At 73.6% G+C, this 24824-nt stretch carries 22 protein-coding genes; 8 read left to right on the top strand and 14 right to left on the bottom strand.

Annotated features, from left to right (window positions below; translation table 11 throughout):
* The first annotated feature begins 43 nt into the window (after positions 1–43).
* Positions 44–1546 carry an LCP family protein gene (locus IE326_RS15775; protein ID WP_373310201.1) on the top strand — a complete coding sequence of 501 codons (1503 nt, stop codon included), beginning with the start codon at positions 44–46 and terminating at the stop codon, positions 1544–1546.
* Between the two features lie 24 nt (positions 1547–1570).
* Here the strand turns inward: IE326_RS15775 and IE326_RS15770 are convergent, their stop codons facing one another.
* A complete protein-coding gene (locus IE326_RS15770) occupies positions 1571–2104 on the bottom strand; it encodes an acyl-CoA thioesterase (RefSeq protein WP_150228466.1) in 534 nt (177 codons plus the stop codon).
* A gap of 119 nt (positions 2105–2223) precedes the next feature.
* Here IE326_RS15770 and IE326_RS15765 point away from each other — a divergent pair, with 119 nt between their 5' ends.
* Positions 2224–3498, top strand: a complete 1275-nt coding sequence (locus tag IE326_RS15765; protein WP_229915352.1) for an LCP family protein — start codon at positions 2224–2226, stop codon at positions 3496–3498.
* Positions 3499–3528: 30 nt separating this feature from the next.
* Here the strand turns inward: IE326_RS15765 and IE326_RS15760 are convergent, their stop codons facing one another.
* Entirely contained in the window at positions 3529–4680 is a 1152-nt protein-coding gene (locus IE326_RS15760) for an acyl-CoA dehydrogenase family protein (RefSeq protein ID WP_150228467.1), read from the bottom strand.
* 125 nt (positions 4681–4805) lie between these two features.
* Here IE326_RS15760 and IE326_RS15755 point away from each other — a divergent pair, with 125 nt between their 5' ends.
* Positions 4806–6137, top strand: coding sequence for a UDP-glucose dehydrogenase family protein (locus tag IE326_RS15755; RefSeq protein WP_150228469.1), 1332 nt, complete (start codon positions 4806–4808; stop codon positions 6135–6137).
* A gap of 70 nt (positions 6138–6207) precedes the next feature.
* Here IE326_RS15755 and IE326_RS15750 read toward each other — a convergent pair whose 3' ends face one another.
* The 4 genes from IE326_RS15750 to IE326_RS15735 form a co-directional block, all read right to left on the bottom strand.
* Positions 6208–7131 carry a membrane dipeptidase gene (locus IE326_RS15750; RefSeq protein ID WP_150228471.1) on the bottom strand — a complete coding sequence of 308 codons (924 nt, stop codon included), beginning with the start codon at positions 7129–7131 and terminating at the stop codon, positions 6208–6210.
* Positions 7132–7262: 131 nt separating this feature from the next.
* Positions 7263–8459 (bottom strand): dipeptidase, encoded by a 1197-nt coding sequence (locus tag IE326_RS15745; RefSeq protein ID WP_150228473.1) that lies wholly within the window; start codon positions 8457–8459, stop codon positions 7263–7265.
* Positions 8456–8953 (bottom strand): 5-(carboxyamino)imidazole ribonucleotide mutase, encoded by a 498-nt coding sequence (gene purE / locus IE326_RS15740; protein WP_150232755.1) that lies wholly within the window; start codon positions 8951–8953, stop codon positions 8456–8458. Before purE ends, IE326_RS15745 begins: the two co-directional genes overlap by 4 nt.
* Positions 8954–8984: 31 nt before the next feature.
* Entirely contained in the window at positions 8985–10178 is a 1194-nt protein-coding gene (locus IE326_RS15735; protein ID WP_229915351.1) for a 5-(carboxyamino)imidazole ribonucleotide synthase, read from the bottom strand.
* 130 nt (positions 10179–10308) lie between these two features.
* On the opposite strand from IE326_RS15735, the gene IE326_RS15730 reads away from it, so the two are divergent.
* Entirely contained in the window at positions 10309–10839 is a 531-nt protein-coding gene (locus tag IE326_RS15730) for a GtrA family protein (protein ID WP_150228477.1), read from the top strand.
* 71 nt (positions 10840–10910) lie between these two features.
* Here the strand turns inward: IE326_RS15730 and IE326_RS15725 are convergent, their stop codons facing one another.
* Positions 10911–12182 carry a sensor histidine kinase gene (locus tag IE326_RS15725; RefSeq protein ID WP_150228479.1) on the bottom strand — a complete coding sequence of 424 codons (1272 nt, stop codon included), beginning with the start codon at positions 12180–12182 and terminating at the stop codon, positions 10911–10913.
* Between the two features lie 113 nt (positions 12183–12295).
* Positions 12296–12973 (bottom strand): response regulator transcription factor, encoded by a 678-nt coding sequence (locus IE326_RS15720; RefSeq protein ID WP_043232119.1) that lies wholly within the window; start codon positions 12971–12973, stop codon positions 12296–12298.
* A 427-nt stretch (positions 12974–13400) separates the two neighbouring features.
* On the opposite strand from IE326_RS15720, the gene IE326_RS15715 reads away from it, so the two are divergent.
* On the top strand, positions 13401–14906 hold the full coding sequence (locus tag IE326_RS15715) for a peptide MFS transporter (RefSeq protein ID WP_190041821.1): 1506 nt from the start codon (positions 13401–13403) through the stop codon (positions 14904–14906).
* A 123-nt stretch (positions 14907–15029) separates the two neighbouring features.
* Here the strand turns inward: IE326_RS15715 and IE326_RS15710 are convergent, their stop codons facing one another.
* The 6 genes from IE326_RS15710 to IE326_RS15685 form a co-directional block, all read right to left on the bottom strand.
* Positions 15030–16409 carry a hypothetical protein gene (locus tag IE326_RS15710; protein ID WP_190041820.1) on the bottom strand — a complete coding sequence of 460 codons (1380 nt, stop codon included), beginning with the start codon at positions 16407–16409 and terminating at the stop codon, positions 15030–15032.
* Positions 16410–16423: 14 nt separating this feature from the next.
* Positions 16424–17431: a hypothetical protein gene (locus IE326_RS15705; protein WP_190041819.1), complete on the bottom strand. Its 1008-nt coding sequence runs from the start codon at positions 17429–17431 to the stop codon at positions 16424–16426.
* Entirely contained in the window at positions 17428–18285 is an 858-nt protein-coding gene (locus tag IE326_RS15700; protein WP_229915350.1) for a COG1361 family protein, read from the bottom strand. Before IE326_RS15700 ends, IE326_RS15705 begins: the two co-directional genes overlap by 4 nt.
* 26 nt (positions 18286–18311) lie before the next feature.
* A complete protein-coding gene (locus tag IE326_RS15695; RefSeq protein WP_190041818.1) occupies positions 18312–19082 on the bottom strand; it encodes a peptidase in 771 nt (256 codons plus the stop codon).
* 234 nt (positions 19083–19316) lie between these two features.
* Positions 19317–19736, bottom strand: a complete 420-nt coding sequence (locus IE326_RS15690; RefSeq protein WP_150228491.1) for an ATP-binding protein — start codon at positions 19734–19736, stop codon at positions 19317–19319.
* A gap of 80 nt (positions 19737–19816) precedes the next feature.
* The gene (locus tag IE326_RS15685; RefSeq protein ID WP_190041817.1) at positions 19817–20194 is read right to left on the bottom strand and encodes an STAS domain-containing protein; all 378 of its coding nucleotides are present in this window, start codon (positions 20192–20194) and stop codon (positions 19817–19819) included.
* A gap of 207 nt (positions 20195–20401) precedes the next feature.
* Between IE326_RS15685 and IE326_RS15680 the strand changes: the two genes are divergently transcribed.
* The 3 genes from IE326_RS15680 to IE326_RS15670 all read left to right on the top strand — a co-directional run bounded on the left by IE326_RS15680 (position 20402) and on the right by IE326_RS15670 (position 24822).
* The gene (locus IE326_RS15680) at positions 20402–21295 is read left to right on the top strand and encodes an RNA polymerase sigma factor SigF (protein WP_150228495.1); all 894 of its coding nucleotides are present in this window, start codon (positions 20402–20404) and stop codon (positions 21293–21295) included.
* Positions 21296–21448: 153 nt separating this feature from the next.
* A complete protein-coding gene (locus IE326_RS15675; RefSeq protein ID WP_190041816.1) occupies positions 21449–22702 on the top strand; it encodes a DegT/DnrJ/EryC1/StrS family aminotransferase in 1254 nt (417 codons plus the stop codon).
* On the top strand, positions 22699–24822 hold the full coding sequence (locus IE326_RS15670) for a lipopolysaccharide biosynthesis protein (protein ID WP_190041815.1): 2124 nt from the start codon (positions 22699–22701) through the stop codon (positions 24820–24822). The genes IE326_RS15675 and IE326_RS15670 overlap by 4 nt, the downstream gene beginning before the upstream one ends.
* Positions 24823–24824: the final 2 nt, after the last annotated feature.

Below are 24824 nucleotides of genomic sequence, written 5' to 3'. Positions count from 1 at the left end.
CGTGCTCACGGTCCCCCTGTCGCACCCGCGGAGGTGTCCGTCCGTGCCCACGCCGCCCCGCACCCCCCGTCCGCCCCGTGGAGCCGGTGGCGGCGCCCGCTCGCCCCTGCCCCGGCGCGGCGGCGGCCCGGTCCCGGTGCGGCGGGCCCGGCGGCGGCCCCGCTGGGGGATGCGGGTGGCGACGGCGCTGTCCGTGGTGGTGCTCGCGGCGGGCGGGATCGGGCACGCGGTGGTGACCGGTCTGGACACCGGGATCACGCGGGTGGACCCCTTCAAGGACATGAAGAACCGCCCCCGGGCGGGGACCGGGATGAACGTGCTGGTCGTCGGCACCGACGGGCGGGACAGGATCACGCCCGAGGAGAAGCGGAAGTACCGGCTCGGCGGGGCGCCCTGCCACTGCACGGACACCGTGCTCCTCGTGCACATCTCGGAGGACCGGGAGCGGGCGAGCGTCGTCTCGCTGCCCCGCGACTCGTACGCCGAGCTGCCCGAGCACACCGACCAGAACAGCGGCGAGAAGCACCGGGCGCACCCGGTGAAGCTGAACGCCGCCTACGCGGAGGGCGGCCCGGCGCTGACCGTGCGGACGGTGGAGGCGATGACCCGGGTCAAGATCGACCACTATCTGGAGGTCGACTTCACCAGCTTCATGCGGACCGTGGACGCGGTCGGCGGGGTGCAGATCTGTACGACGAGGCCGGTCAAGGACGCGTACACGGGGCTCGACCTGGCGGCGGGCACGCACGAGCTGGACGGCGGGCAGGCGCTCCAGTACGTGCGCTCCCGGCACATCGACGGGGCCGCGGACATCGGGCGGATGCAGCGGCAGCAGAAGTTCCTGGCGGCGCTGGTAGACCGGCTGACCGGCGGCGGGGTGCTGTTCAACCCGGTGCGGTTCCGGGAGGTGGCGACGACCCTGCTCGGGTCGGTGCGGGCCGACGAGGACTTCGGCACGGACCAGCTCCTCGCGCTGGCCAAGGCCATGCGGGGGTTCACCCCGGCGTCCTCGGAGTTCGTGTCCGTGCCGATCGGGACCATGGACTTCCCGGTGAAGGGCATCGGGTCGACGGTGAAGTGGGACGCGGCGAAGGCGCAGCGGCTGTTCGCCGCGGTGCGGGAGGACAGGCCGCTGGCCGCGCCCCCGGAGCCCGCCGCGCGGGGGCCGAAGGCCGTCGTGGTGGACGTCGCGCCGCGGACGATCCGGGTGCAGGTCCACAACGGGACCCGGATCGACGGGCTCGGACGGAAGGTGGACGACGCGCTGCGGGGGACGGGCTTCGACACGACGCGGGCGCCGGTGACGGGGACGGGGCCCGTGCGGGAGCGGACGGTGATCGAGTACGACCCCCGGTGGGACCGGTCCGCGAAGTCGCTGGCGGCCGCCCTGCCGGGGGCGGAGCTGAAGGCGGTGCCGGGGCGGGGCGGGACGCTGCGGGTGGTCGCGGGCACGGGCTACCGGGGAGTGACGGCGGTGCGGGCGGAGGCGGCACCGGCCCGGGGGCCGTTCGAGGCGGTCACCGGGGACCAGGTGGTGTGTCCGTGACCCGCCGGGAGGGGCGGGGGCGGCTCAGTCGAGGTACCCCTCGGCGATCCTGCGCTCGCGCAGCTCCTTGATGGCCTGGCGGCGGGCGAGCCGGTGGGTGCGGCGGATCTGGGCCTCCTGGTAGCGCCGCTTGTCCTGCTCGGTCTCGGGGAGGACCGGGGGGACCGTGCGGGGCCTGCCGTCGGCGTCGACGGCGGCGAAGACGAGGTAGGCGGAGCCGACCTGGGTGGCGGGGGTGGTGTCGTTCCACCGCTCGGCCATGACGCGGACGCCGACCTCCATGGAGGAGCGGCCGGTCCAGTTGACCTGGGCCTTCACGTGGAGGAGGTCGCCGACGCGGACGGGCTCCAGGAAGGCCATCTCGTCCATGGAGGCGGTCACGGCCGGGCCGCCGGAGTGGCGGCCGGCGACGGCGCCCGCGGCGTCGTCGACCAGCTTCATGATCACGCCGCCGTGCACCGTGCCCAGGAGGTTGGTGTCGTGGCTGGTCATGATGTGGCTCAGGGTGGTGCGGGAGGCCGATGTGGGCTTGCCGGGGATGTCGACCTGTTCTGTCATGTCCTCCACCTTATGCCGGGTATCGGCGCTGTCCGCTTTGCATCAGCTTCGCAACAGCACCGGTCCTATTTTCCACCCGGCCTGTCGCCCGGAAAGCGGAGACCGGCACACTGGTCCGCATGAATGACTGGCCTGAGCAGCCCGAGGGCGCCCGCCCCATGCGGCACGTGCAGAGACGACCGCAGTCTCCGGAGTACCAACAGGGGTACGACCAGGGGCAGGCGTACAACCAGGGGCAGGGGTACGACCAGGGACGGGCGTACAACCCGAACTTCACTCAGGCGCAGGCCACGGGGTACGACTCCGGGTACAGCAACGGCCAGGTGTACGGCTCCCCGCAGAGTGGCGGAGGTCACGGTTCCGGCGGTCCGGGGGGACCTGCCGGCCCGGGGTCCCGCCCCACCGGTCCCGCGCCGGACTGGCGCAAGCGGATCAAGATCGGCTCGATCGTGCTGGTCGTCGGCGTCCTCGCGTGGGGCGTCGGCACCTACGCCTGGGCGGCCTCGCAGATGCGGGGCGAGGTCGACCTCTCCAAGGTCATCGAGCGGCCGTCCGAGGGCGACTGCACGACGTACCTGATCGTCGGCTCGGACAGCCGCGAGGGCATGACGTCGGAGGAGAAGAAGAAGCTCCACACCGGTTCCGCGGAGGGCAAGCGGACCGACTCGATGATGATCCTCGCGGCCTGCTCCAGCGGGAACACGATGATCTCGCTGCCCCGCGACTCCTGGGTGACGATCCCGAGCTTCGTCGGCTCCGAGTCCGGCAAGCAGTACCCGGCGCGCGGCGGCTCCAAGCTGAACGCGGCCTACGCGATGGACGGGCCCGAACTGCTGGTCCGCACAGTGGAGTTCAACACCGGGCTGCGGATCGACCACTACGCGGAGATCGGCTTCGCCGGCTTCGCGAACATCGTGGACGCGCTCGGCGGCGTCGAGATGAACATCGAGAAGGGCTTCAAGGACAAGAACTCCGGCGCGAACTTCCAGGCCGGCGAGCAGACCCTCAACGGCGAGCAGGCCCTCGCCTTCGTCCGCACCCGGTACGCCTTCGCCGAGTCGGACCTGGCGCGGACCAAGAACCAGCAGAAGTTCCTGTCCGCGCTGGCGAACCAGGCGGCGACGCCGGGCACGATCCTCAACCCGTTCCGGCTGTACCCGACGCTCGGCGCCGGCCTGGACACGCTGATCGTCGACAAGGACATGTCCCTGTGGGACCTGGGCCAGATGTTCTTCGCGATGAAGAGCGTCAACGGCGGCGACGGCAGGTCCATGAACATGCCGATCGCGGGCAGCGCGCCGCAGGGCTCCCTGAAGTGGGACATGCCGAAGGTGAAGCAGCTCGTCGAGCAGATCAGGAACGACCAGAAGGTCACCGTCGAATCGAACCGGTGACCTTCCGGGGCCGCGGCCTCCCGTCTGCGGTTACGGGAGGTTGCGGGCCATGACGATGCGCTGGACCTGGTTGGTGCCTTCGTAGATCTGGGTGATCTTGGCGTCGCGCATCATGCGCTCGACGGGGTAGTCGCGGGTGTAGCCGTAGCCGCCGAGGAGCTGGACGGCGTCGGTGGTGACCTCCATGGCGACGTCGGAGGCGAAGCACTTGGCGGCGGCGCCGAAGAAGGTGAGGTCGCCGTCGGTGCGCTCGGATTTGGCGGCGGCGGCGTAGGTGAGCTGGCGGGCGGCCTCGAGCTTCATGGCCATGTCGGCGAGCATGAACTGGATGCCCTGGAAGTCGGCGATGGGCTTGCCGAACTGCTTGCGTTCCTTGACGTAGCCCTTGGCGTAGTCGAGGGCGCCCTGGGCGATGCCGATGGCCTGGGCGGCGATGGTGACGCGGGTGTGGTCGAGGGTCTTCATGGCGGTGGCGAAGCCGGTGCCCTCGGCGCCGATCATGCGGTCGGCGGGGATGCGGACGTTGTCGAGGTAGACCTCGCGGGTCGGGGAGCCCTTGATGCCGAGCTTCTTCTCCGGGGCGCCGAAGGAGACGCCTTCGTCGGACTTCTCCACGACGAAGGCGCTGATGCCCCTGGAGCGCTTGTCGGGGTCGGTGACGGCCATGACGGTGTAGTACTCGGAGACGCCGGCGTTGGTGATCCACCGCTTGACGCCGTCGAGGACCCAGAAGTCGCCGTCGCGGACCGCGCGGGTCTTCATGCCGGCCGCGTCGGAGCCCGCGTCGGGCTCGGACAGGGCGTAGGAGAACATCGCCTCGCCGGCGGCGAGCGGGGCGAGGTACTTCGCCTTCAGCTCCTCCGACCCGGACAGGATCACCGGGAGCGAGCCCAGCTTGTTCACCGCCGGGATCAGCGACGAGGACCCGCACGCGCGGGCGACCTCCTCGATCACGATGACCGTCGCCAGCGCGTCCGCGCCCGCACCGCCGTAGCTCTCCGGGACGTGGACCGCGTGCAGGTCGTTCGCGACCAGCGCGTCCAGGGCCTCCTGCGGGAACCGGCCCTCCTCGTCCACCGCCGCCGCGAACGGGGCGATCTTCGCCTCCGCCAGCGCACGCACCGACTCCCGGAGCATCTCGTGCTCCTCGGAGGTCCGGTACAGGTCGAAGTCCTTGCCCATGGTCTCGAGCTCCCTGGCTTGCTAACTACCGTTAAGTAACCCAAAGAGTAGGGCGTGGACCGGGGCCCTGTCAGGGCCCGACTATGCTCGGGCAGGCAGTTCGCCCGACACCACTGGAGTCCCGCATGGCCCTGAAGATCACCGTGATCGGCACCGGATACCTCGGCGCCACCCACGCAGCGGCCATGGCGGAGATGGGCTTCGAGGTGCTGGGGCTCGACGTCGTCCCGGAGAAGGTCGAGCTGCTGGCCTCCGGCCGCGTCCCCATGTACGAGCCGGGCCTGGAGGAGCTGCTGGCGAAGCACGTCGCCGGTCTGGAGGGCTCCACCGGACGGCTGCGCTTCACCACCTCCTGGGAGGAGGTCGGCGCCTTCGGCGACGTCCACTTCGTCTGTGTGAACACCCCGCAGAAGCACGGCGAGTACGGCTGCGACATGAGCTACGTCGACGCCGCCTTCGCCTCCCTCGCCGCCGTCGCCCGCGAGGGCTCCCTCGTCGTCGGCAAGTCGACCGTGCCGGTCGGCTCGGCCGAGCGGCTGGCCGCGACCCTGCCCGCCGGCGTCGACCTGGCCTGGAACCCCGAGTTCCTGCGCGAGGGCTTCGCCGTCCAGGACACCCTGCACCCGGACCGGATCGTCGTCGGCGTCTCGGGCGACGGCGCCGGGCGGGCCGAGAAGCTGCTCCGCGAGGTGTACGCGGTCCCCGTCGGCGAGGGCTCGCCCTTCGTGGTCGGCGACTTCCCGACCGCCGAGCTGGTGAAGACGGCCGCGAACTCCTTCCTCGCCACCAAGATCTCCTTCATCAACGCGATGGCCGAGATCTGCGAGGCGGCCGGCGGCGACGTCGTCAAGCTGGCCGAGGCCATCGGCCACGACGAGCGGATCGGGAACAAGTTCCTGCGGGCCGGCGTCGGCTTCGGCGGCGGCTGCCTGCCCAAGGACATCCGGGCCTTCATGGCCCGCGCGGGCGAGCTCGGCGTCGACCAGGCGCTGACCTTCCTCCGCGAGATCGACTCCATCAACATGCGGCGGCGCGGCCAGATGGTCGAGATGGCCCGCGAGGCGGTCGGCGGCTCCTTCCTGGGCCGCCGGGTCGCCGTCCTCGGCGCCGCCTTCAAGCCGGACTCGGACGACGTCCGCGACTCCCCCGCGCTCAACGTGGCCGGCCAGATACACCTCCAGGGCGGCCAGGTCACCGTCTACGACCCCAAGGGCATGGACAACGCCCGCAAGGTCTTCCCCACCCTCGCCTACGCGGACTCGGCCCTGGAGGCCGTCCGCGGCGCGGACGTGGTCCTGCACCTCACCGAGTGGCGCGAGTTCCGCGAGCTCGACCCGGCGGAGCTGGCCGCGGTCGCCTCCTCCCCGGTCGTCCTCGACGGGCGCAACGCCCTGGACGGCGAGCGGTGGCGGGCGGCCGGCTGGACGTACCGGGCGATGGGCCGCCCGCGCGCGTGACGGCACGGCCCGGAGGAAGGGGCGCCCCGGGGGGCGCCCCTTCCTCGTTCTCCTGCGGTACGCGTACGGCTCAGGCGGCGACGGGCCTGATCCGGTTCGTACGGGACAGGAACTCGGTCTCCCGCAGGGCCCGGGTCGCGTTCCCGTGGGCCAGGCCCACCAGGTCCCCGGCCGGCCAGCCGCGCCGCAGCAGCTCCGCGAAGAGCGGGACGTAGCCGGCCGCCCGGCCCGTCAGGCGGGAGAGGCCCGTGGAGCCTGGCCCGGCTCCGTCGCGCACCCGGTCGAGGAGGTCGGCGGTGGCCGCCGGGTCCTCCCCGACGGGCACCATGCAGACGGCGCCGTTCTCGCCGAGCAGGCGCAGCACGTCGTCCGGCAGGGCGTCCGGGGCGGCCCGGGTCAGCAGGGCCGGGGCGCGGGTGACCGCGAGGACCTTGCGGACGGTGTCCTGGTCGGCGCCGGAGAGGTCCACGGCGAGGCCGATGCGGTTCATCTCGCGGACCGCCTCCCGGGCGAAGCGGTCGAAGCGGGTGAGGTTCACGGCCCGGACGCCGAGGGCGTGGTAGGCCCGCAGGGTCGCGGCGGAGCCGCCGAGCGCGGTCCAGCCCACCGGCCCGAGGAGGGCGGCGACCCGGCCGCAGTTGCGCGCGTGGGCCATCTCCGAGGTGGTGTGCGCCAGGCGCAGGTCCTCGGGGCAGGCGGCCACGAGGGCGCGGATCGTGTCCAGGCGGCGCAGGGTCCCGATGGCCCCGTCGTCGCCGTCCACGTCCAGCGACCAGAGCTGCGCCCCGGCCTCCCGGGCCCGCGCGGGCGGCAGGTCCTCGGGGTCGAGGAGCAAGGGCAGTTCGGCGTGTCCTTCGAGGACGGGCTGGGCGGCGAGGATCGCCCGGGCGCGGGCGGTCTCGTCGAACGGCGGGGGTGGTGGCTCCGGGGGCTCCAGCGCGCCGACCCCGCCGGAGGCGGCAGAGAAGGGGGGATGATCGTCTAGATCTGCCATGGCACTACTCACTACTCCGAAACTCGGTGATGCAGTACTACCCCGCCGAAGGGGCGGGGCAGTACGTTCCACCGTGCCGGAGGGACCCTCCGGGGGCCCGCCGGACTGCGCCGTACGGGTGAGGGTGCCGGTCAGGCCCCGTCGAGCTGCGCGAGCGTGGCGTGGGAGGCGGGGGTGCGGGCGGTGAGGTCGCGGGAGACGGACTCGGCGTCGCGGAGCACGCGCAGTGCGTTCGACCAGGTCAGCTTGGCGAGGTCGGCGCGGGACCAGCCGCGGTCGAGGAGTTCGGCGATCAGGCGGGGGTAGCCCGCGACGTCGTCGAGGCCGGCCGGGGTGAAGGCGGTGCCGTCGTAGTCGCCGCCGATGCCGATGTGGTCGACGCCCGCGGCCTCGCGCATGTGGTCGAGGTGGTCGGCGACGGTGGCGACGGTGGCGACCGGGCGGGGGTGGACGGCCTCGAAGGCGGCGTGGAGCTCCTTCGCGCGCGGGGTGGTGTCGAGGTGGTGGAGGCCGTGGGCGCGGAGGTTCTCGTCGGCGCGCAGGGTCCACTCGACGGCCGCGGGGAGGATGAACTTCGGGACGAAGGTCGCCATCGCCACGCCGCCGTTGGCGGGCAGCCGCTCCAGGACGTCGTCGGGGACGTTGCGCGGGTGGTCGCAGACCGCGCGGGCGGAGGAGTGGGAGAAGACCACCGGGGCGGCGGTCTCGTCGAGGGCGTCGCGCATGGTGGTGGCGGCGACGTGCGAGAGGTCGACGAGCATGCCGCAGCGGTTCATCTCGCGGACGACGGCGCGGCCGAAGGCGGTGAGGCCGCCGTGCCGGGGCGCGTCGGTGGCGGAGTCGGCCCAGTCGTTGTTCTCGTTGTGCGTGAGGGTCATGTACCGCACGCCGAGGGTGTGGAAGGCGCGCAGGGTGGCCAGCGAGTTGTTGATCGAGTGGCCGCCCTCGGCGCCCTTGAGGGAGGCGATGCGGCCCTCCGCGCGGGCCTTGGCGACGTCGTCGGCGGTCCGGGCGGGCGCGAGGTCGGCCGCGTACCGCTCGACCAGCCGGTCGACGGCGTCGATCTGCTCCAGGGTGGCGCTGACCGCGTGGTCGCCGGCGAACCGGCCGGGGACGTAGACGGACCAGAACTGGGCGCCGACCCCGCCGGCGCGGAGCCGGGCGAGGTCGGTGTGGAGGGAGGCCGAGCGGTCGCCCGCGATGTCCAGCTTGTCGAGGTCGTAGCCGCACTGCTCGCGCAGCGCCCACGGCAGGTCGTTGTGCCCGTCGGCGACGGGTGCCTCCGCGAGGAGGGCACGGGCCTCGGCGAGCCGCTCGGCCGCGCTCACTGGCCGAACCCGAAGGATTCGCCGCCGGCGACCTTGGCGCGCAGCCGCTTGCCCTTCTCGGTGGCCTGGCCGTTGAGGTCCTGGAGGAAGCCGCCCATGCGGGCCTGGAGCTCCGGGTCGGCGGCGGCCAGGATCCGGACGGCGAGCAGGCCCGCGTTGCGCGCGCCGGCGACGGACACGGTGGCGACCGGGATGCCGGCGGGCATCTGGACGATGGAGAGCAGCGAGTCCATGCCGTCGAGGTACTTCAGCGGCACGGGGACGCCGATGACCGGGAGCGGGGTGACGGAGGCGAGCATGCCCGGCAGGTGGGCGGCGCCGCCGGCGCCCGCGATGATCGCCTTCAGGCCGCGGCCGGCCGCCTCCTCGCCGTACGCGATCATCTCGCGGGGCATGCGGTGGGCGGAGACGACGTCGACCTCGTACGGGACGCCGAACTCGTCGAGCGCCTGGGCGGCGGCCTCCATGACCGGCCAGTCGGAGTCGGAGCCCATGACGATGCCGATGAGCGGGTTGCTCGCCTCGTTACTCAACGATCGTTCCTCGCAGGTAGTCGGCGGCGTGGCGGGCGCGCTCCAGCACCTCGTCCAGGTCGTCGCCGTAGGTGTTGACGTGGCCGACCTTACGCCCCGGCTTCACGTCCTTGCCGTACATGTGGATCTTGAGCTGCGGGTCCCGGGCCATGCAGTGCAGGTAGCCCTGGTACATGTCGGGGTAGTCGCCGCCGAGGACGTTGCACATCACGGTCCACGGGGCGCGCGGGCGGGGGTCGCCGAGCGGCAGGTCGAGGACGGCCCGGACGTGGTTGGCGAACTGGCTGGTGATCGCCCCGTCCTGGGTCCAGTGGCCGGAGTTGTGCGGGCGCATCGCCAGTTCGTTGACGAGGATGCGGCCGTCGGTGGTCTGGAAGAGCTCCACGGCGAGGTGGCCGACGACGCCGAGCTCCTTGGCGATCCTGAGGGCCAGCTCCTGGGCCTGTCCGGCCAGCTCCTCGTCGAGGTCGGGGGCGGGCGCGATCACGGTGTCGCAGACGCCGTCGACCTGGCGGGACTCGACGACCGGGTAGGCGACGGCCTGGCCGTGCGGGGAGCGGACGATGTTCGCCGCGAGCTCGCGGACGAAGTCGACCTTCTCCTCGGCGAGGACGGGCACCCCGGCGAGGAAGGCGTCGCGGGCGTCCTCGGCGGTGCGGACGAACCAGACGCCCTTGCCGTCGTAGCCGCCGCGCACGGTCTTGAGGATGATCGGGAAGCCGTCGCCCTCCTCGGCGAAGGCGACCGCGTCGGCCGGGTCGGCCACGATGCGGTGGCGGGGGCTGGGCGCGCCGATCGCGTCGAGCCTCGCCCGCATCACCCCCTTGTCCTGGGCGTGCACCAGGGCGTCGGGCCCGGGGCGGACGGGGATGCCGTCGGCCTCCAGGGCGCGCAGGTGCTCCGTGGGGACGTGCTCGTGATCGAAGGTGATCACGTCGCAGCCGCGGGCGAACGCGCGGAGCGTGTCCAGGTCGCGGTAGTCGCCGATGACGACCTCGCCGGCCACCTGCGCCGCCGAGTCCTGCGGGGTGTCGCTGAGGAGCTTGAACTTGATGCCGAGGGGGATGCCCGCCTCGTGGGTCATGCGGGCGAGCTGCCCGCCGCCGACCATGCCTACTACCGGGAACGTCACCCTCTTAGGGTATCCGCACCATCCGTGAACACTCTTCCGGCTGTGGATTGACACAAGGCGTGACGGGGTAGGGACCGGTTTTCCACAGCTTTCGTGGCTACCCGGGCGGGTGACACGGGAGGCTGGTTAGCATGAGTGGGTTGACGTCACCCGGACGTCACCCGACGGACGGACCGACCCCACCATGAGCGAACCCGGCGCGCTGCGCATGCGACTCGCCCTGCTCGGCCGAGAGGTCGCCAAGTTCGGCGTGGTCGGCGGCCTCGGTGTCCTGGTCAACCTGGCCGTGTTCAACCTGCTCCGGCACACCACGGAGCTTCCGATGGTGCGGGCCAGCCTGGTCGCCACGGTCGTCGCCATCGCCTTCAACTACGTGGGGTTCCGTTACTTCACGTACCGCGACCGCGACAAGTCGGGCCGCACCAAGGAGATGACGCTCTTCCTGCTGTTCAGCATCGTCGGCCTCGTCATCGAGAACGGCGTGCTGTACGCGGCGACGTACGGCCTGGGCTGGAACGGCTCGCTGGCGAGCAACTTCTTCAAGTTCTTCGGCATCGGCCTCGGGACCCTGTTCCGCTTCTGGTCCTACCGCACCTGGGTGTTCCGGGCGCTGCCGGCGAAGGAGGCCGTGCAGACGGCGGAGTCCTTCCTGGAGCAGGCGGAGCCCGTACCGTCCCCCCGGCGGGCCGGACGGCCGCAGCCGGACCGCGTCTGACCGGACCGCGCCCGGCCCGACCGCGCCCGGCCCGACCGGACCGCTTCCGGCCCGTCCCCGCGCGGCGGGGTTCACCGTACGGGGCGGGCCTCCGGCTCGTCCGCGACGCTGCGGGCCTCCTTGCTCAGGAAGAGCGCGAAGACCGGCGGGTGCTGCTGGAGCAGTTCCAGGCGCCCGCCGTCGGCCTCCGCGAGGTCCCGGGCGACGGCGAGGCCGATGCCGGTGGAGCTGCGGCCGCTGACCGCCCGCTCGAAGATCCGCGCGCCGAGGTCGGCGGGGACGCCGGGGCCCTCGTCGGTGACCTCGATCACGGACTGGTTGCCGGTGACGCGGGTGCGCAGGGCGACGGTGCCGCCGCCGTGCATGAGCGAGTTCTCGATGAGCGCGGCGAGGACCTGGGCGACCGCGCCCGGGGTGCCGATCGCCCGCATGCCCTGCTTGCCGGAGTGGACGATGGCGCGGCCCGCGCTGCGGTAGGCGGGTCGCCACTCCTCCAGCTGCTGCTTGACGACCTCGTCGAGGTCGAAGGCGACGGCGGAGCCGGAGCGGGGGTCCCGGGAGTTGGTGAGCAGCCGCTCCACGACGTCCGTGAGCCGCTCGACCTGGGTGAGCGCGATCGTCGCCTCCTCCTTGACCGTGTCCAGGTCGTCGGCGAGCGCGACCTCCTCCAGGCGCATGGAGAGCGCCGTCAGGGGGGTGCGGAGCTGGTGGGAGGCGTCGGCGGCGAGCCGGCGCTCGGCGGTGAGCATCCGGGCGATCCGTTCGGCGGACGCGTCGAGGACGTCCGCGACCCGGTCCAGCTCGGGGACCCCGTACCGCTTGTGCCGGGGCCGGGGGTCGCCGGAGCCGAGCCGTTCGGCGGTCTCGGCGAGGTCGGTGAGCGGGGACGCCAGCCGGTTCGCCTGGCGCACGGCGAGGAGGAAGGCCGCGAGGACGGCGAGCCCGGCGACGGCCCCGATGATCAGGGCGGTGCTGCCGACCTCGGACGTCACGGCGGACCGGGACTCCTCGACGATCACGGTCTCGCCGCGCTCCCCCTCGGCGTAGCCCCGGATGACGCTGTCCGTGGGACGGGTGCCGATCTCGATGGAGGGCCGGCCGGGCATGGTGACCAGCGCGTACCGCTTCGCGCCGCTCTGCTCCGCGAGGATGTCGGGGTTCACCGGCTCGCCGCCGATGAGCCGGCTGTCGACGATCGACACGATGCGGAGGGCCTCGGCGTCGACGCTCTCCTGGGCGCTGCTGGTGATCGTCCTCGTCTCCACGAGGACGAGGGAGACGCCGAAGACGGCGATCACGACGAGGACGACGGCGAGGGTGCTGGTGATGAGGCGACGGCGCACGCCGCCGAGCCTACGGCGTCCGGGGGTGCGGACGCCGGTCGGACTCCGGTCGGACGTCGGCCGGACACCGGTGGGGACGTGGGCGCGGACGCCGGTGCGGGCGCCGTGCGGTGTCAGCTCTTCTCGAAGCGGAAGCCGACGCCCCGGACGGTGGCGATGTAGCGGGGGTTGGCCGCGTCGTCGCCGAGCTTCTTGCGGAGCCAGGAGATGTGCATGTCGAGGGTCTTGGTGGAGGACCACCAGGTGGTGTCCCAGACCTCGCGCATCAGCTGGTCGCGGGTGACGACCCGGCCCGCGTCCCGGACGAGGACGCGCAGCAGGTCGAACTCCTTCGCGGTGAGCTGGAGCTCCTCCTCGCCCATCCAGGCGCGGTGCGACTCGACGTCGATGCGGACGCCGTGGGTGGCGGGCGCGGGGGCGGGCTCGGTGGCGCCGCGGCGGAGGAGGGCCCGGACGCGGGCGAGGAGCTCGGCGAGGCGGAAGGGCTTGGTGACGTAGTCGTCGGCGCCCGCGTCGAGGCCGACGACGGTGTCCACCTCGTCCGCTCGGGCGGTGAGGACCAGGATCGGGACCGTGTGGCCGTCGGCGCGCAGCCGCCGGGCGACCTCCAGGCCGTCCATGCCGGGCAGGCCCAGATCGAGCACGACCAGGTCGACGCCGCCCTGGAGGCCGGTGTCGAGGGCGGTCGGTCCGTCCTCGCGGACCTCGACCTCGTACCCCTCCCTCCGCAGGGCTCGGGCCAGCGGTTCCGAGATGGACGCGTCGTCCTCGGCGAGCAGTACACGGGTCATGGGGTGATGGTAGTCCGGACGGGTGCCGGGCCGGGGCGGGATCACCAGGCGCCGGGGGCCGCCTCCGAAGCAGGGCGCGTAACCTTGAGATCACCTTGGAAAGGCGGCTGTTGGTTCCTCAGTCGCCTGTGATCCATCTCTCAAGTCCTTCCATATCCGGCACTGTCGTGTCGTATGGTGGCGAGACGTCTGTAGCGGTATCGGGGGCCTTTGGCGAGCTTTGTCAGCCAAGGTCCCCTTTGCTGCGGGAGGTTGGCCCTGCCGGCCTCGGACGGTGAACGACCTGTGGGCCGGGTCCCGCGGCGCGAAGACGCGCGGCGGGGCGTGGATCCCGGGCGGGGCGCGAACGTCCCGGCCGGTGCCGGCCACCCCCCACCGGGCGCATCACGCTCATGAGGCGTCGCGTCCCGACAGAGCAAGGATCGACATGGCGGCACCCCCCGTTTCCGTGGGCGCGGAGAAGACCTTCTTCGGACACCCCCGCGGCCTCGCCACCCTCTTCATGACCGAGATGTGGGAGCGCTTCTCCTACTACGGCATGCGGGCGCTTCTCGTCCTGTACCTGGTCTCCGGCGGCGCCGACGCGGCGACCGGCAGCCAGGGTGGCGGACTGGCCATGACGGCCGCCACGGCCACGGCGATCTACTCCGTGTACGTGTCGATGGTCTACCTGATGGCCATGCCGGGCGGCTGGTTCGGCGACCGCGTCTGGGGCGCGCGCAAGACCGTCGCGATCGCCGGTTTCGTGATCATGGCCGGTCACCTGTCGCTGGCCCTGCCGGGCCAGGCGATGTTCTTCCTCGGTCTGGCGCTCGTCGCCGCCGGTTCCGGTCTGCTGAAGGCCAACATCTCGACGATGGTCGGCCACCTCTACGACGGCCCGGACGACCCGCGCCGTGACGGTGGCTTCACCCTCTTCTACATCGGCATCAACCTGGGTGCCTTCGTCGCCCCCTTCGTCGTCGGCACCGTCGGCGAGAAGGTCAACTGGCACCTCGGCTTCGCGCTCGCCGCGCTCGGCATGGGCCTGGGCCTCGTCCAGTTCCTGTTCGGCACGAAGCACCTGAGCCAGAAGAGCAACGTCGTCCCGAACCCGCTGTCCCCGGCCGAGCGCAAGAACGTGCTGGTCAAGGTCGCCACGGTCCTGGTCGTCGCCGCCGTCTTCTACGGCGTCGTCGTCGCCATGGGCATGTACACCCTGAACTGGGCGATCGTCCCGATCACCCTCGCCGGCCTGATCATCCCGGTCGCCGTCCTGGTCCGCATCAAGCGCGACAAGGACCTGTCGAAGACCGAGCAGTCGAAGATGACCGGCTACATCTGGTTCTTCGTCGCCGCCGCCGTCTTCTGGATGATCTACGACCAGGGCGGTTCGACCCTGTCGCTGTTCGCCGACGGCAAGACCGCGGACACCGTCCTCGGCTTCGGCTTCCCGGCCACCTGGTACCAGTCCCTGAACCCGCTCTTCGTGATGGCGCTGGCCCCGGTCTTCGCCTGGCTGTGGCTGTGGCTGGCCCGCAAGAACCAGGAGCCGAACACCATCGTGAAGTTCGCGATGGGCCTGGTCCTGGTCGGCGCGTCCTTCTTCGTCTTCATCGTCCCGATGAACATGGCGGGCGACGGCACCAAGGTCTCCCCGATGTGGCTCGTCTCGATCTACATGATCCAGACCATCGGCGAGCTGTGCCTCTCCCCGGTCGGCCTCTCGGTCACCACGAAGATGGCGCCGCAGAAGTACGCCTCCCAGATGATGGGCGTCTGGTTCCTCGCCGTCACCGCCGGCGACTGCACCACGGGCCTGCTCTCGCTGGCCGGCGTGGACCTGAACGGCACCGGGGTGATCGCCATGGAGGCGTCCCTGGCGGTCGTCGCGGGCATCGCGATCTACATGTACCGCAAGAAGGTCCAGGCCCTCATGGGCGACGTGCACTGACGCACGGCCTCGCGCGACGGGACGGCCCCGGCACACCGGAAGGTGTGCCGGGGCCGTCCCGCTTTCCGCCGGGGCTCCTCCCGGATCAGGGGCGTCTTCCCGGGTCAGGGGCGTCTTCCCGGGTCAGCGGGTGCGGCGGGCCATGCGCCGCCACGGGGTGAAGGTGAAGACCGCGCCGCCGAGGAGGATCGCCGTGCCGGCGACGAGGCCGAGGGCGCGCAGGGTGCCGTCGTCCTCGGCTCCGGTCTGGGCGAGGCCGCCGCCACCGGAGCCGTTGCCCGACCCGTTGTCGCCGGAGCCGGAGCCGTTCCCGGAGCCGGAGCCGTTGTCGCCGGAGCCGGAACCGTTGCCGCCGCCGTTGTCGCCGGAGCCGCCCGCGCCGCCGGACTGCTCGGTGGTGTCCAGGGTGAGGGACACCGGGGCGGCGGCCTTCGGCGTGCAGGGGATCTCGATCGGGGTGGCGCCCGGGGCGAGGACGACCGTGATGGTGAGCGCGCCCGGCGCGAGGGTGGCCCTGCCCGTGGCGCCGGGCCGGTAGGTGCCCTTCATGTCGGTGAGGCTCACCGGGTCGTTCGCCTTGAGCTCGGTGGGGTTGGGGGCGCCGGTGACCTTCACCGTGCCGCTGTCGTCCCCGCCGATCTTGAGGACCATGCTGGGCGTGAGGGCCTTCGCGGGCAGCGGGGCCGGGGTCGGCATGACGTTCTTGGCCGTCCTGACCGTGAGGTCGTAGGCGCCTCCGTTCTTCCTGGCGCTGATCGACACCTTGGTCGTGATGGAGGGCGGCGCGCCGGGGCCCGTACAGGCGAAGGCCACGTCGACGTCCTTGCCCGGGAAGTCGGTCCGGCCACCGGAGCCGCCGCCGGAACCGCCGGAGCCGCCGGAGCCGGAGCCGGAACCACCGGAACCACCGGAGCCGCCGGAGCCGCTGCCGGAGCCTCCGGAGCCGGAGCCGCCTCCGCTGCCCGAGCCGCCCCCGCCGTCGGTCACCTTGATCGTCGCACCGACGGGGACCCGCTCCTTCGGCGCGCACTTGGTGTTCGTGGACATCGGCTTCGACACGTTGATCGTGTACGCGTCGGGCGTCAGCGTGACGTCACCGGCCGCGGTCAGCTTCAGGGTCCCCTTCATCTCGGACAGGACCATGGGGCTGTTCTTGGGGATCGGCGGGTTCTGCCGGGGCCCCTCCATCGCGATCGTCCCGCTCTGCGCCCCGCCGACCTTCATGGTGCCGGTCGGCTTCACGGTGTCGGCGTCCAGATCGAGCATGTCGGGGTTCTTCGAGGCGGGCTTGACCGTCTTCCAGACGACCTCGACGGTGTCGCCGACCCCGGCGGTGGCGGGGGCCGTGACGAGCACCGTGGTGGTGCCCTGGACCGGCGGCAGGCCGGAGATCGACGGCGGGATGCACTCCGTCTTGAACGAGGTCTGGGCGGCCTGGACGGGGCCGGCGGAGAGCAGGATCCCCGCGCCGCCGAGCACCAGCGCGACCGCGGCCGCGCTCATCCTCCGTTGCGTGCTCAAGGTTGTCCCTTCGTCGTCGGACTGTTCTCGGACGGTGCGGAGTCGGGGAGGAACCACGGCAGGACCGCGGTCGTCCCGGGGCCGTCCGCGTCCACTGGTACGGGGACGGGGACGGAGTCGCGGTTCCGGCCGCCGGCCCGGTCGACGAGGACCATGCCGATCCGGAAGAGGGCGGCGGGGACGACCACGCCGAGCAGCGCCCAGAAGAGCACCACGCCCCACGGGCGGCCCACCTTCCAGGGCTGCTCGGCCAGGAGCTTCCCGCCGTGGGAGACGGAGACCCGGTGGTCGCCGTGGGCGCCCGCGGCGAGCTCCACGTCCAGCTCGATCTGGGCCTTCTGGCCGGGTTTGATGGTGCCGCGCCACTGGTGCTCCTCGTCGCGCGGGGCGAGGACGCCGCGGGCGGTGCCGACGAGGAAGACCGGGTCGCGGACCGGTGCCGTGCCGAGGTTCCCCACGGTGAGGACGAGGGTGCGGGCCGGGGGCGCGCCGAACCAGGTGAGGATCCCGTCGGACCCGTCGAGCCGGACGGCGGTGAGGACGGCGAGGCGGCCGTCGCCCGCGGCGTCGGGCAGCGGGGCCGTGGGGTGCCCGTCGACGGCGAGGGCGGCGTCGACGACGTCCTGCTGCCCGGTGACGCCGGAGACGTGGACCACGCAGGGGCACGGCCGGGGCGGGGCGGCGACCGGCAGTTTGACGCTGAAGGCGCCGCGCGGGTCGACGGTGGCGGCCCGGCCGTCGGTGTTGGCGCAGGAGTTGGTGCCGCCCGCGACGCCCTTCTCCGGGGTGCCCTGGCCGCAGAGCAGCACCATCAGCAGGGCGCCGGCCTTCCAGCCGGTGCCGCTGACCGTGATCTCGCCGCCCTTGGGGGCGCGGTCCCGCGAGACCGCGACGGCGGGGCCGTCGGCGGGGGCGGGGTGCGCGGGCACGGCCGGGAGCAGGACCAGGACGAGGGCCGCGAGCAGCGGGGCCAGGGCCGTACGGGCACGGGCGGCCGGTCTCATGCGGGGGCTCCCTTCGTGCGGCGCCGCCGCAGCGCGTACGCGGCTCCGCCCGCGGCGAGCAGCGGGACGGCCGCGCCGGCGAGGGCGGGCGCGGAGGCGAAGACGGCACCGGTGGCGGTGGTGGCCGGGGCGGCGCCGGGGACGGTGGCGGTGAGCCGGACGGTCACGGAGTCGAGGGCGGGCGGGTCGGGCCAGGGTTCGGTGCGGGCGGCGCGCTCGCCGGGGCGGAGGCTGAGCGGCAGGGGCCGCCCGGGGCGGTCGAGGACGGTGCCGAGGAGGCCGTCGGCTCGGACGGCGAGGCGGGGCCGGTCGAGGACGGTGCTGCCGCGGTTGACCAGGGTGTAGTGGAGGGTGCCGGTGGCGCGGTCGACGCGGGCGTCCTCGACGGTGAGGGCGGCGAGCTCGGGGCCGCTGACCTTCAGCCGCAGGTCGACGCGGACGCTCCGGGCGCCGGCCCCGGCCCGCACCGTCCCGCGGTGCTCGCCGGGCGGGGTGTCCGCGGCGACGGTGACGGCGAAGGGCACGTCGGCGCGGGTGCGGCCGGGCACGGTGACGGAGCGGGCGGCGAAGGCGACGGCGGCGGGCCCGTCGCCGGTGAGGGTGACGGTGAGCGGGCGGGGGCCCGGGTTGGTGACGGAGAGGGTGTCCTCCAGGACGCTGCCCGCGGGGCCTTCGAGATAGGCGTACGGCCGTCCGGCGGCGGGGGCGGCGGTCCACTCGGCGGGCGAGGCGGGGGCGACGGGGGCGACGGGCGAGGCGGGGACCTGGGCGGGCGCGGCGAGGACCGGGGCGGCCGTGGCCGGGGCCGCCGTGGCGGCGAGCGTGCCGAGGACGGCGGCGGTGGCGGCGGTCACGGCCCGGAGGGCGTGCGCGGCCCCGGTCATGAGCGGGCCGGGCGGGTGCCGGACGGGCGGAGACCTTGCGGGAGGGTGCCGGACGGGCGGGTGCCGGACGGGCGGGGGCGGCGGGTGAGCCAGAGCAGGCCGGCGACGCCGCCGAGGAGGACGGTGCCGCCGAGGGTGCCGAGGGCGGTGGTGACGGACGTCCCGCCGGTCCTCGGCAGTTCGCCGCCGGGCAGGGCCGCCTCGGGCTCCGGCGCGGGCGCCGGGCCGGTTCCGGCGTCGGGGAGGCCGGTGACGGCGAGGGTCAGGGAGGGGGCGGGCTCGTTCCCGGGGGTGCAGACGGCGGCGTCCATGCCGAGGGCGTGGACGGTGAGCACGCCGGCGGTGAAGGTGACCGTGCCGTTGCGCTTCGGGGTGTAGGTGCCGGTGAGGGTGCCGATGCGGATGGGGGTGAAGGCGGGGACCGCGGCGGCGTTCGGCGCGCCCTTCACGCGCACGGTGCCCTTCTCGTCGCCGCCGAGGACGAGGTCGGCGCGGGGGGTCATGACGCCCTTGGGGAGTTCGACCGGGCTGTCGGAGACGCCCTTGTCGAAGGTCATGGTGAGGGCGTAGGAGTCGCCCTTCCTCTCCGCCGTGATGTCCACGGGCGAGACGGCGCTGCGGTCGCCGATCTTCGTCCGGCAGGCGTACGACACGTCGACGACCTCGGCGTGGGCGGCCGGTGCGGCGGCCAGGCCGGCCGGTCCCCAGGCCGCGACGGCGGCCGCGAGCACGACGGCCGTCCTCCTCCGGTTCGGCTTCTTGGACACCCGTGACCCCTCACCGCAATTTCCTGACGTCCCATCAGATTGGGCGTCAAGGTACGCCCGGGGCCTCACGGAGGGAAGAAGGACGACGGTGAAAGTCCTGCGGTGACGGGGCCGGGAGACCGGCAGGCGTCAGGGCCAGACGTCAGGCGTCAGGCGTCAGGCCGTCAGACGGCAGGCGTCAGGCCGCCAGACGGCAGGCGTCAGGGTCAGGCGTCAGGCGTCAGGCGTCAGGCGTCAGGCAGGCGAGGCCAGTTCGGCCCACACGGTCTTGCCGGGGGAGCCCGGCACGCGCCGCACGCCCCAGTCGAGGCAGAGCCGCTGCACGATGAACATGCCGTGCCCGCCGGGGCGTCCGGCCCGGTGCGGGGTGCGGGGGGCGGGCTGGCCGGAGCCCCGGTCGGTGACCTCCAGGAGGACGGTCCGGTCGTAGCGGACCACCCGGAGCTCCTCGGGCCCCTCGGCGTGCAGGCAGGCGTTGGTGACGAGCTCGGAGACGACGAGCAGGACGTCCTCGGCGGCGGCCCGGCGGTCGGCGGTGGCGGCGGGCAGCCAGCCCCACTCGGTCAGGGCCGTGCGGGTGAAGTCGCGGGCGAGCGGAACGGTGCCGCTGGTCTCGCCGAGCGAGAGCGTACGGACGTCGGAAGCCTGGTCCATCAGCACTTCACCTCACCGGTCGACGAGACAGCAGGGGCAGGGGCGTACGGGAGTGGCACGGGGCGCGGCTCCGGCGGAGGTCAGCCGGAGTCGGGCAGGACCGCGGCGAGGGTCTCGTGCACGGTGAAGACCGCCTCCGCTCCGGTGATCTGGAAGACCCGGGCCACCGCGGGCCGCATGGCCACCAGATGGACCGCGCCGCCCGCGTCCTCGGCCCGCAGCCGCGCCCCGAGGAGCACGTTGAGCCCGGTCGAGTCGCAGAAGTCGAGCCCCGCGCAGTCGACCACCAGCAGGGTGCGTCCCGCGTCGAGGGCGTCGTCCAGCGGGACGCGCAACAGCTCGGCGGTGTGGTGGTCGAGCTCTCCCACCGGGACGAGGAGCGCGGTGCCACCGTCCACGGTCCTGGTCTCGACCCTCAGCCGCGCGGGCTGCGCACTGCCGACGTGCTGGCGGTCCATGTTCGGGTCCCTCCTCGCTCGACTCCGAAGAACCCTACTAGCGAGGTGCCTTCCCGTGCACATGAGCCCACCACAAAACCACACATAACGGATTATCGCCACTTGCAACGACCGCCGCCGAGCAGGTAGGGCTAGGAGGGAACACCCGATCCGGCCGGCTTGGAGGCGCCGCAAACCGCACCCCGACATCCACCCTGGAGGAGACCCATGTCACCCCGGCTCGACGTCACGCGCACCCCCACCGCGCCGTCGACAACAGTCCTTCCCCGTACCGCCGCCCCCACACCGGCGGTCCCCCCGGCGCTCGACGGCCCGCTCGACCGGGTCGCGCCCGGCGACGCCCGCGCCCTCTCCAAGGACCTCTTCGCCCGGCTCGCCGAGCTGGAGGAGGGGACCCACGAGCACGCGTACGTCCGCAACACCCTCGTCGAACTCAACCTGGCCCTGGTCCGCTTCGCCGCCGCCCGTTTCGGCACCCGCAGCGAGCCCATGGAGGACATCGTCCAGGTCGGCACCATCGGCCTCATCAAGGCCATCGACCGCTTCGAACTCGCCCGCGGCGTCGAGTTCCCCACCTTCGCGATGCCCACCATCATCGGCGAGATCAAGCGCTTCTTCCGCGACACCTCCTGGTCCGTGCACGTGCCCCGCCGGCTCCAGGAACTCCGCCTCGACCTGGCGCGGGCCGGCGACGCCCTGTCCCAGCGCCTCGACCGGGCGCCCACCGTCGCCGAACTCGCCGCCGAACTCGGCATCACCGAGGACGAGGTCGTCGAGGGCATGGCCGCCAGCAACGCCTACACGGCCGCCTCGCTCGACGCCCAGCCCGAGGACGACGACCACGGACAGAACGAGACCGCCCTCGCCGACCGGCTCGGCTACGAGGACCACGGCCTGACCGGCATCGAGTACATCGCCTCCCTCAAGCCGATGATCGCCTCGCTGCCCGAACGCGAACGGCTCATCCTGTCCCTCCGCTTCGTCACCGGCCTCACCCAGTCGGAGATCGGCGCCGAGCTCGGCATCTCCCAGATGCACGTCTCCCGGCTGCTCTCCCGCACCCTCGCCCGGCTGCGCCGCGGGCTCACCCTGGAGGAATGACCCGCCCCTCCGGTGGGGAACGTCCCCTCCTCTCCGGCGGAATGGCCTCCGCGTCCCCCCGCGAGCCGCCAAAATGGTGACGGAAAGGGCCCGTTCACGGTCTGCGACCCGGACGGGCCCTTCCGTACGGCCGGGGGGAACAGGGGGAGTCCGATGGTTTCCGCACACGGGGCACGCGGGGCGCAGGAAGCGCGCGGGGCACGCGGGGCGCAGGGAGCGCACGCCGAGCTGGAGGCGCGCATGCGGGCACGGCTCGGCGGCCGGGACTGCCTCTACGTGCCGTCCTGCCGCCTCGGCCTCTACCTCGCCCTGCGGCACTGGTGCCCGCCCGGCGGCCGGGTCCTGATGTCGCCGGTCAACGACGACGTCATCTTCTTCGTCGTGCTCGCCGCGGGACTCCGGCCCGTCCAGGCGCCCCTCGACCCGCACACCGGCTCCCTCGACCCGGCGGCCGTCCCCGACGCCGTCTGGTCCGGGCTCTGTGCCGTCCTCACCACCAACCTGTACGGCAACCCCGACCCGGCGCCCGGCCTGCGCGAGCGCTGCGACCGGCTCGGCATCCCGCTCCTGGAGGACGCCGCCCACGCCATCGGCTCCACCGTCGGCGGCCGGCCGGTCGGCGCCTGGGGCGACGCCGCCGTCTTCAGCCTCTCCAAGCACGCCGGGGCCAGGACCGGCGGCTTCCTCGCCGTCGCCGACCCCGCCCGGCGCGTCGCGCTCGCCGCCGAACGCGACGCCCTGCTCCGCCCGTCCGGGCCCGGAGGCGAACTCGCCCGCCTCGCCCGCCCGTACGCCGAGTCCGCCGCCCGCGCCCTGCGCCTGACCCGGCCCGCGCACGCCGCGCTGCGCGCCCTCGGCGTGCACGAACGGCCCGGCATCCGGATGCCGTTGCGCCCCGCCGAACTGACCCGGGCGCTCGGCGCCGCGCCCGCCCTCGACCCCTTCCACTCCTGGATCCGGGTCGACCTGCACGACTACCGGCTCCGTACCGGCCCCGCCCGGCTGCGCCGCGTCCGCACCCGGCTCGCCGCCCTCGACGCCGTCCTCGACGCCCACCGCGCGGGCACCGCCCGCCTCCTGGCCACCGAGTACGCCTCCCCGGACGCCCCCGCCGGCGGCCGGGTCCAGCCGCTCTTCCGGGTGCCGCTCCTGGTCGAGGACCGGGAGGCCGCCGCCGCCGCGCTCGCCCGCCGCGGGATCCCCGTCGGCTACCTCTACGACCCGCCGCTCGACGCCTACGCCGGGGCCGATTTCACCGACCCCTCCCCCGACCCCGCGCCCGCCGCCTGGTTCGCCCGGCACGCCCTGCCCGTGGACCCGCGCCGCGCCGACGAGGCCCTGGCCGCCCTGCGCGCCTCGGGCGCCCGGCCCGCCGTGCCCGCGCCCGCCCCCGGCGGCGCCCGGTGAGCGACGCCGTACGGGCCAGGAGCACGGCCCCCGACGCCCCCGGGACCCCCGGCACCGGCACGTCCGAGGCGAAGGACAGGGGGGCGGGCGGGGGCGCGGGCGGCGGCGAGGACTCCCTCTTCCGCAACGCCTACGCCCTGATGCTCTCCACCGGCGTCTCCGCCGCCCTCGGCCTCGGCTTCTGGCTGGTCGCCGCCCGCCACTACTCGGAGGAGGCCGTCGGCCAGGGCTCCGCCGCCATCGCCGCCCAGCGGATGCTCGCCTCCCTCACCGCCACCACCCTCACCGGCGCCGTCGTCCGCTACGTCCCCCGGGCCGGCCGCGCCACCGGCCCCCTCGTCGTCCGCCTCTACCTGCTCAGCACGGTCGTGGTGGCCGCCGCCTCCGGGATCTTCCTGCTCACCCTGGACCTGTGGGGACCCTCGTACGCGCCCCTCGGCACCGTCTCCGCCGGGATCTTCTTCACCCTGTCCTCGGTCGGCTGGGCGTTGCTCACCCTCCAGGACGGGGTCCTCACCGGCCTGCGGAAGGCCGTCTGGGTGCCGGTCGGCAACGCCGTCTTCTCCGTCGGCAAGCTCGTCCTGCTCGTGCTCCTCGCCGGCGCCCTGCCCGTGCTCGGCGTCTTCGTCTCCTGGGCGGCGGCGATCGCGCTCTCCACGCTGCCGCTCGCCTGGCTGGTCTTCCGCCGGCTCATCCCCCGGCAGGCCCGCGCCGACCGGGACCGCGAGCCGCCCTCGTACCGCGAGATCGGCCGCTTCGTCGCCGGGGACGCCGCCGGCGCCCTCTTCAGCCTCCTCATGATCAGCCTGCTGCCGGTCATGGTCGCCGTCCGCTTCGACGCCGCGCACAACGCCTTCTTCTACACGGCGTACACCGTCGGCGGCACCATGGAGTTCATGGCCATCAACATGGCCTCCTCGCTCACCGCGCACGCCTCCCACAGCCCCGGCTCGCTCGCCGAGGGCGTGCGGGGCGCGCTGCGCCGGATGGTGCTGCTGCTCGTCCCCGTCGTCCTCGTCCTCGTCCTCTTCGCGCCGCTGATCCTCACCCCCTTCGGCGCGGGCTACACCGAACACGGCACGACGGTGCTGCGGCTGCTGGCCGCCGGGGCGCTCCCCCGGGTCGCGGTGGAGCTGTACATCGGGGTCCTCCGCGTGCAGGGCCGCACCGGCATGCTCGCCGCCGTCCAGGCCGGCATGTGCGTCCTCGTCCTCGGCGGCGCGGCCGTCCTCCTCGGCCCCTTCGGCATCGACGGGGCCGGGATGGCGGTCCTCGGCGGCATGACGGTGATGGCAGCGGTGTGCGTCCCCGGCCTGCGGGCGGTCCTCAGGACCCCGCCGCCGCACGCCCCGGAACGAACCCCCGCCCCGGCCCCCACCTCCTCCTTCGCCGACGACGACGCGTACGGGACGGGCTGGGCGCGGCAGAACGCCTACCTGCGCTCCACGGCGGCCCAGGACACGGTGACCCCGGCCTTCGGCATCCCCGTGTACGTCCCCCACCAGCGCCCGCCGCACCGCCCCGCGCCGCCGGTCCGCCGCACGCCCCCTCCCCCGCCCCCCGCGGGGAAGGCGGCGGCTCCCGTCCTGTGGGCCCTGCTGGGACTCGCGGCGGCGGCCTTCTGGACCCCGCTCGCCCTCGCCGAACCCCTCGCCGCGACCCGGCTCTCCGGCACCGGCCTGCTGGCCGCCCTGCCGGTCCCCACCCTGCTGGCCGGCCTGCTCCTGGTCGCCCTCCAGGGCGCGGCCGTCGCCCCGCGCGCCTTCCGCCCCGGCTACGCGACGGCCGTCCTGACCGTCACCTTCCTCGCCCTGCACACCGCCCCGACCCTCCTCGGCCTGCCCTCCCCGCCCGCCACCGGCCCCGGCGCCGCGCTCCTCCCCCCGGGCCCGCCCGCCGAGACCGCCCCCGTCGCCGCCCAGGCCCTCTGCCTCCTCCTGTCCGCCGTCCTCCTGCGCGTCTGCGGCGCGCCCCCCCGCGTCACCGCCGGCGCCGTCTGGGTGCTGGCCTGGGCCGGCTGGTCCGGCCAGCAGCTCTTCGCCACCACACCCCTCCCCGTGCTCCTCGGCCTGACCGGCATCACGATGGCGGCGTACGCGATCCGGGGACTGCGGGCCTGAGG

Source organism: Streptomyces filamentosus (assembly GCF_014654895.1).
GTDB lineage: Bacteria > Actinomycetota > Actinomycetes > Streptomycetales > Streptomycetaceae > Streptomyces > Streptomyces filamentosus.
This window is presented reverse-complemented; position numbering and strand designations above follow the sequence as displayed.

What these genes read in the sequence shown, in the direction of transcription:
- IE326_RS15770 (WP_150228466.1), bottom strand. Translation starts at nt 2,104, where the DNA reads ATGACAGAACAGGTCGACATCCCCGGCAAGCCCACATCGGCCTCCCGC.
- IE326_RS15765 (WP_229915352.1), top strand. Translation starts at nt 2,224, where the DNA reads ATGAATGACTGGCCTGAGCAGCCCGAGGGCGCCCGCCCCATGCGGCAC.
- IE326_RS15760 (WP_150228467.1), bottom strand. Translation starts at nt 4,680, where the DNA reads ATGGGCAAGGACTTCGACCTGTACCGGACCTCCGAGGAGCACGAGATG.
- IE326_RS15755 (WP_150228469.1), top strand. Translation starts at nt 4,806, where the DNA reads ATGGCCCTGAAGATCACCGTGATCGGCACCGGATACCTCGGCGCCACC.
- IE326_RS15750 (WP_150228471.1), bottom strand. Translation starts at nt 7,131, where the DNA reads ATGGCAGATCTAGACGATCATCCCCCCTTCTCTGCCGCCTCCGGCGGG.
- purE (WP_150232755.1), bottom strand. Translation starts at nt 8,953, where the DNA reads ATGGGCTCCGACTCCGACTGGCCGGTCATGGAGGCCGCCGCCCAGGCG.
- IE326_RS15730 (WP_150228477.1), top strand. Translation starts at nt 10,309, where the DNA reads ATGAGCGAACCCGGCGCGCTGCGCATGCGACTCGCCCTGCTCGGCCGA.
- IE326_RS15720 (WP_043232119.1), bottom strand. Translation starts at nt 12,973, where the DNA reads ATGACCCGTGTACTGCTCGCCGAGGACGACGCGTCCATCTCGGAACCG.
- IE326_RS15715 (WP_190041821.1), top strand. Translation starts at nt 13,401, where the DNA reads ATGGCGGCACCCCCCGTTTCCGTGGGCGCGGAGAAGACCTTCTTCGGA.
- IE326_RS15710 (WP_190041820.1), bottom strand. Translation starts at nt 16,409, where the DNA reads ATGAGCGCGGCCGCGGTCGCGCTGGTGCTCGGCGGCGCGGGGATCCTG.
- IE326_RS15705 (WP_190041819.1), bottom strand. Translation starts at nt 17,431, where the DNA reads ATGAGACCGGCCGCCCGTGCCCGTACGGCCCTGGCCCCGCTGCTCGCG.
- IE326_RS15690 (WP_150228491.1), bottom strand. Translation starts at nt 19,736, where the DNA reads ATGGACCAGGCTTCCGACGTCCGTACGCTCTCGCTCGGCGAGACCAGC.
- IE326_RS15685 (WP_190041817.1), bottom strand. Translation starts at nt 20,194, where the DNA reads ATGGACCGCCAGCACGTCGGCAGTGCGCAGCCCGCGCGGCTGAGGGTC.
- IE326_RS15680 (WP_150228495.1), top strand. Translation starts at nt 20,402, where the DNA reads ATGTCACCCCGGCTCGACGTCACGCGCACCCCCACCGCGCCGTCGACA.
- IE326_RS15675 (WP_190041816.1), top strand. Translation starts at nt 21,449, where the DNA reads ATGGTTTCCGCACACGGGGCACGCGGGGCGCAGGAAGCGCGCGGGGCA.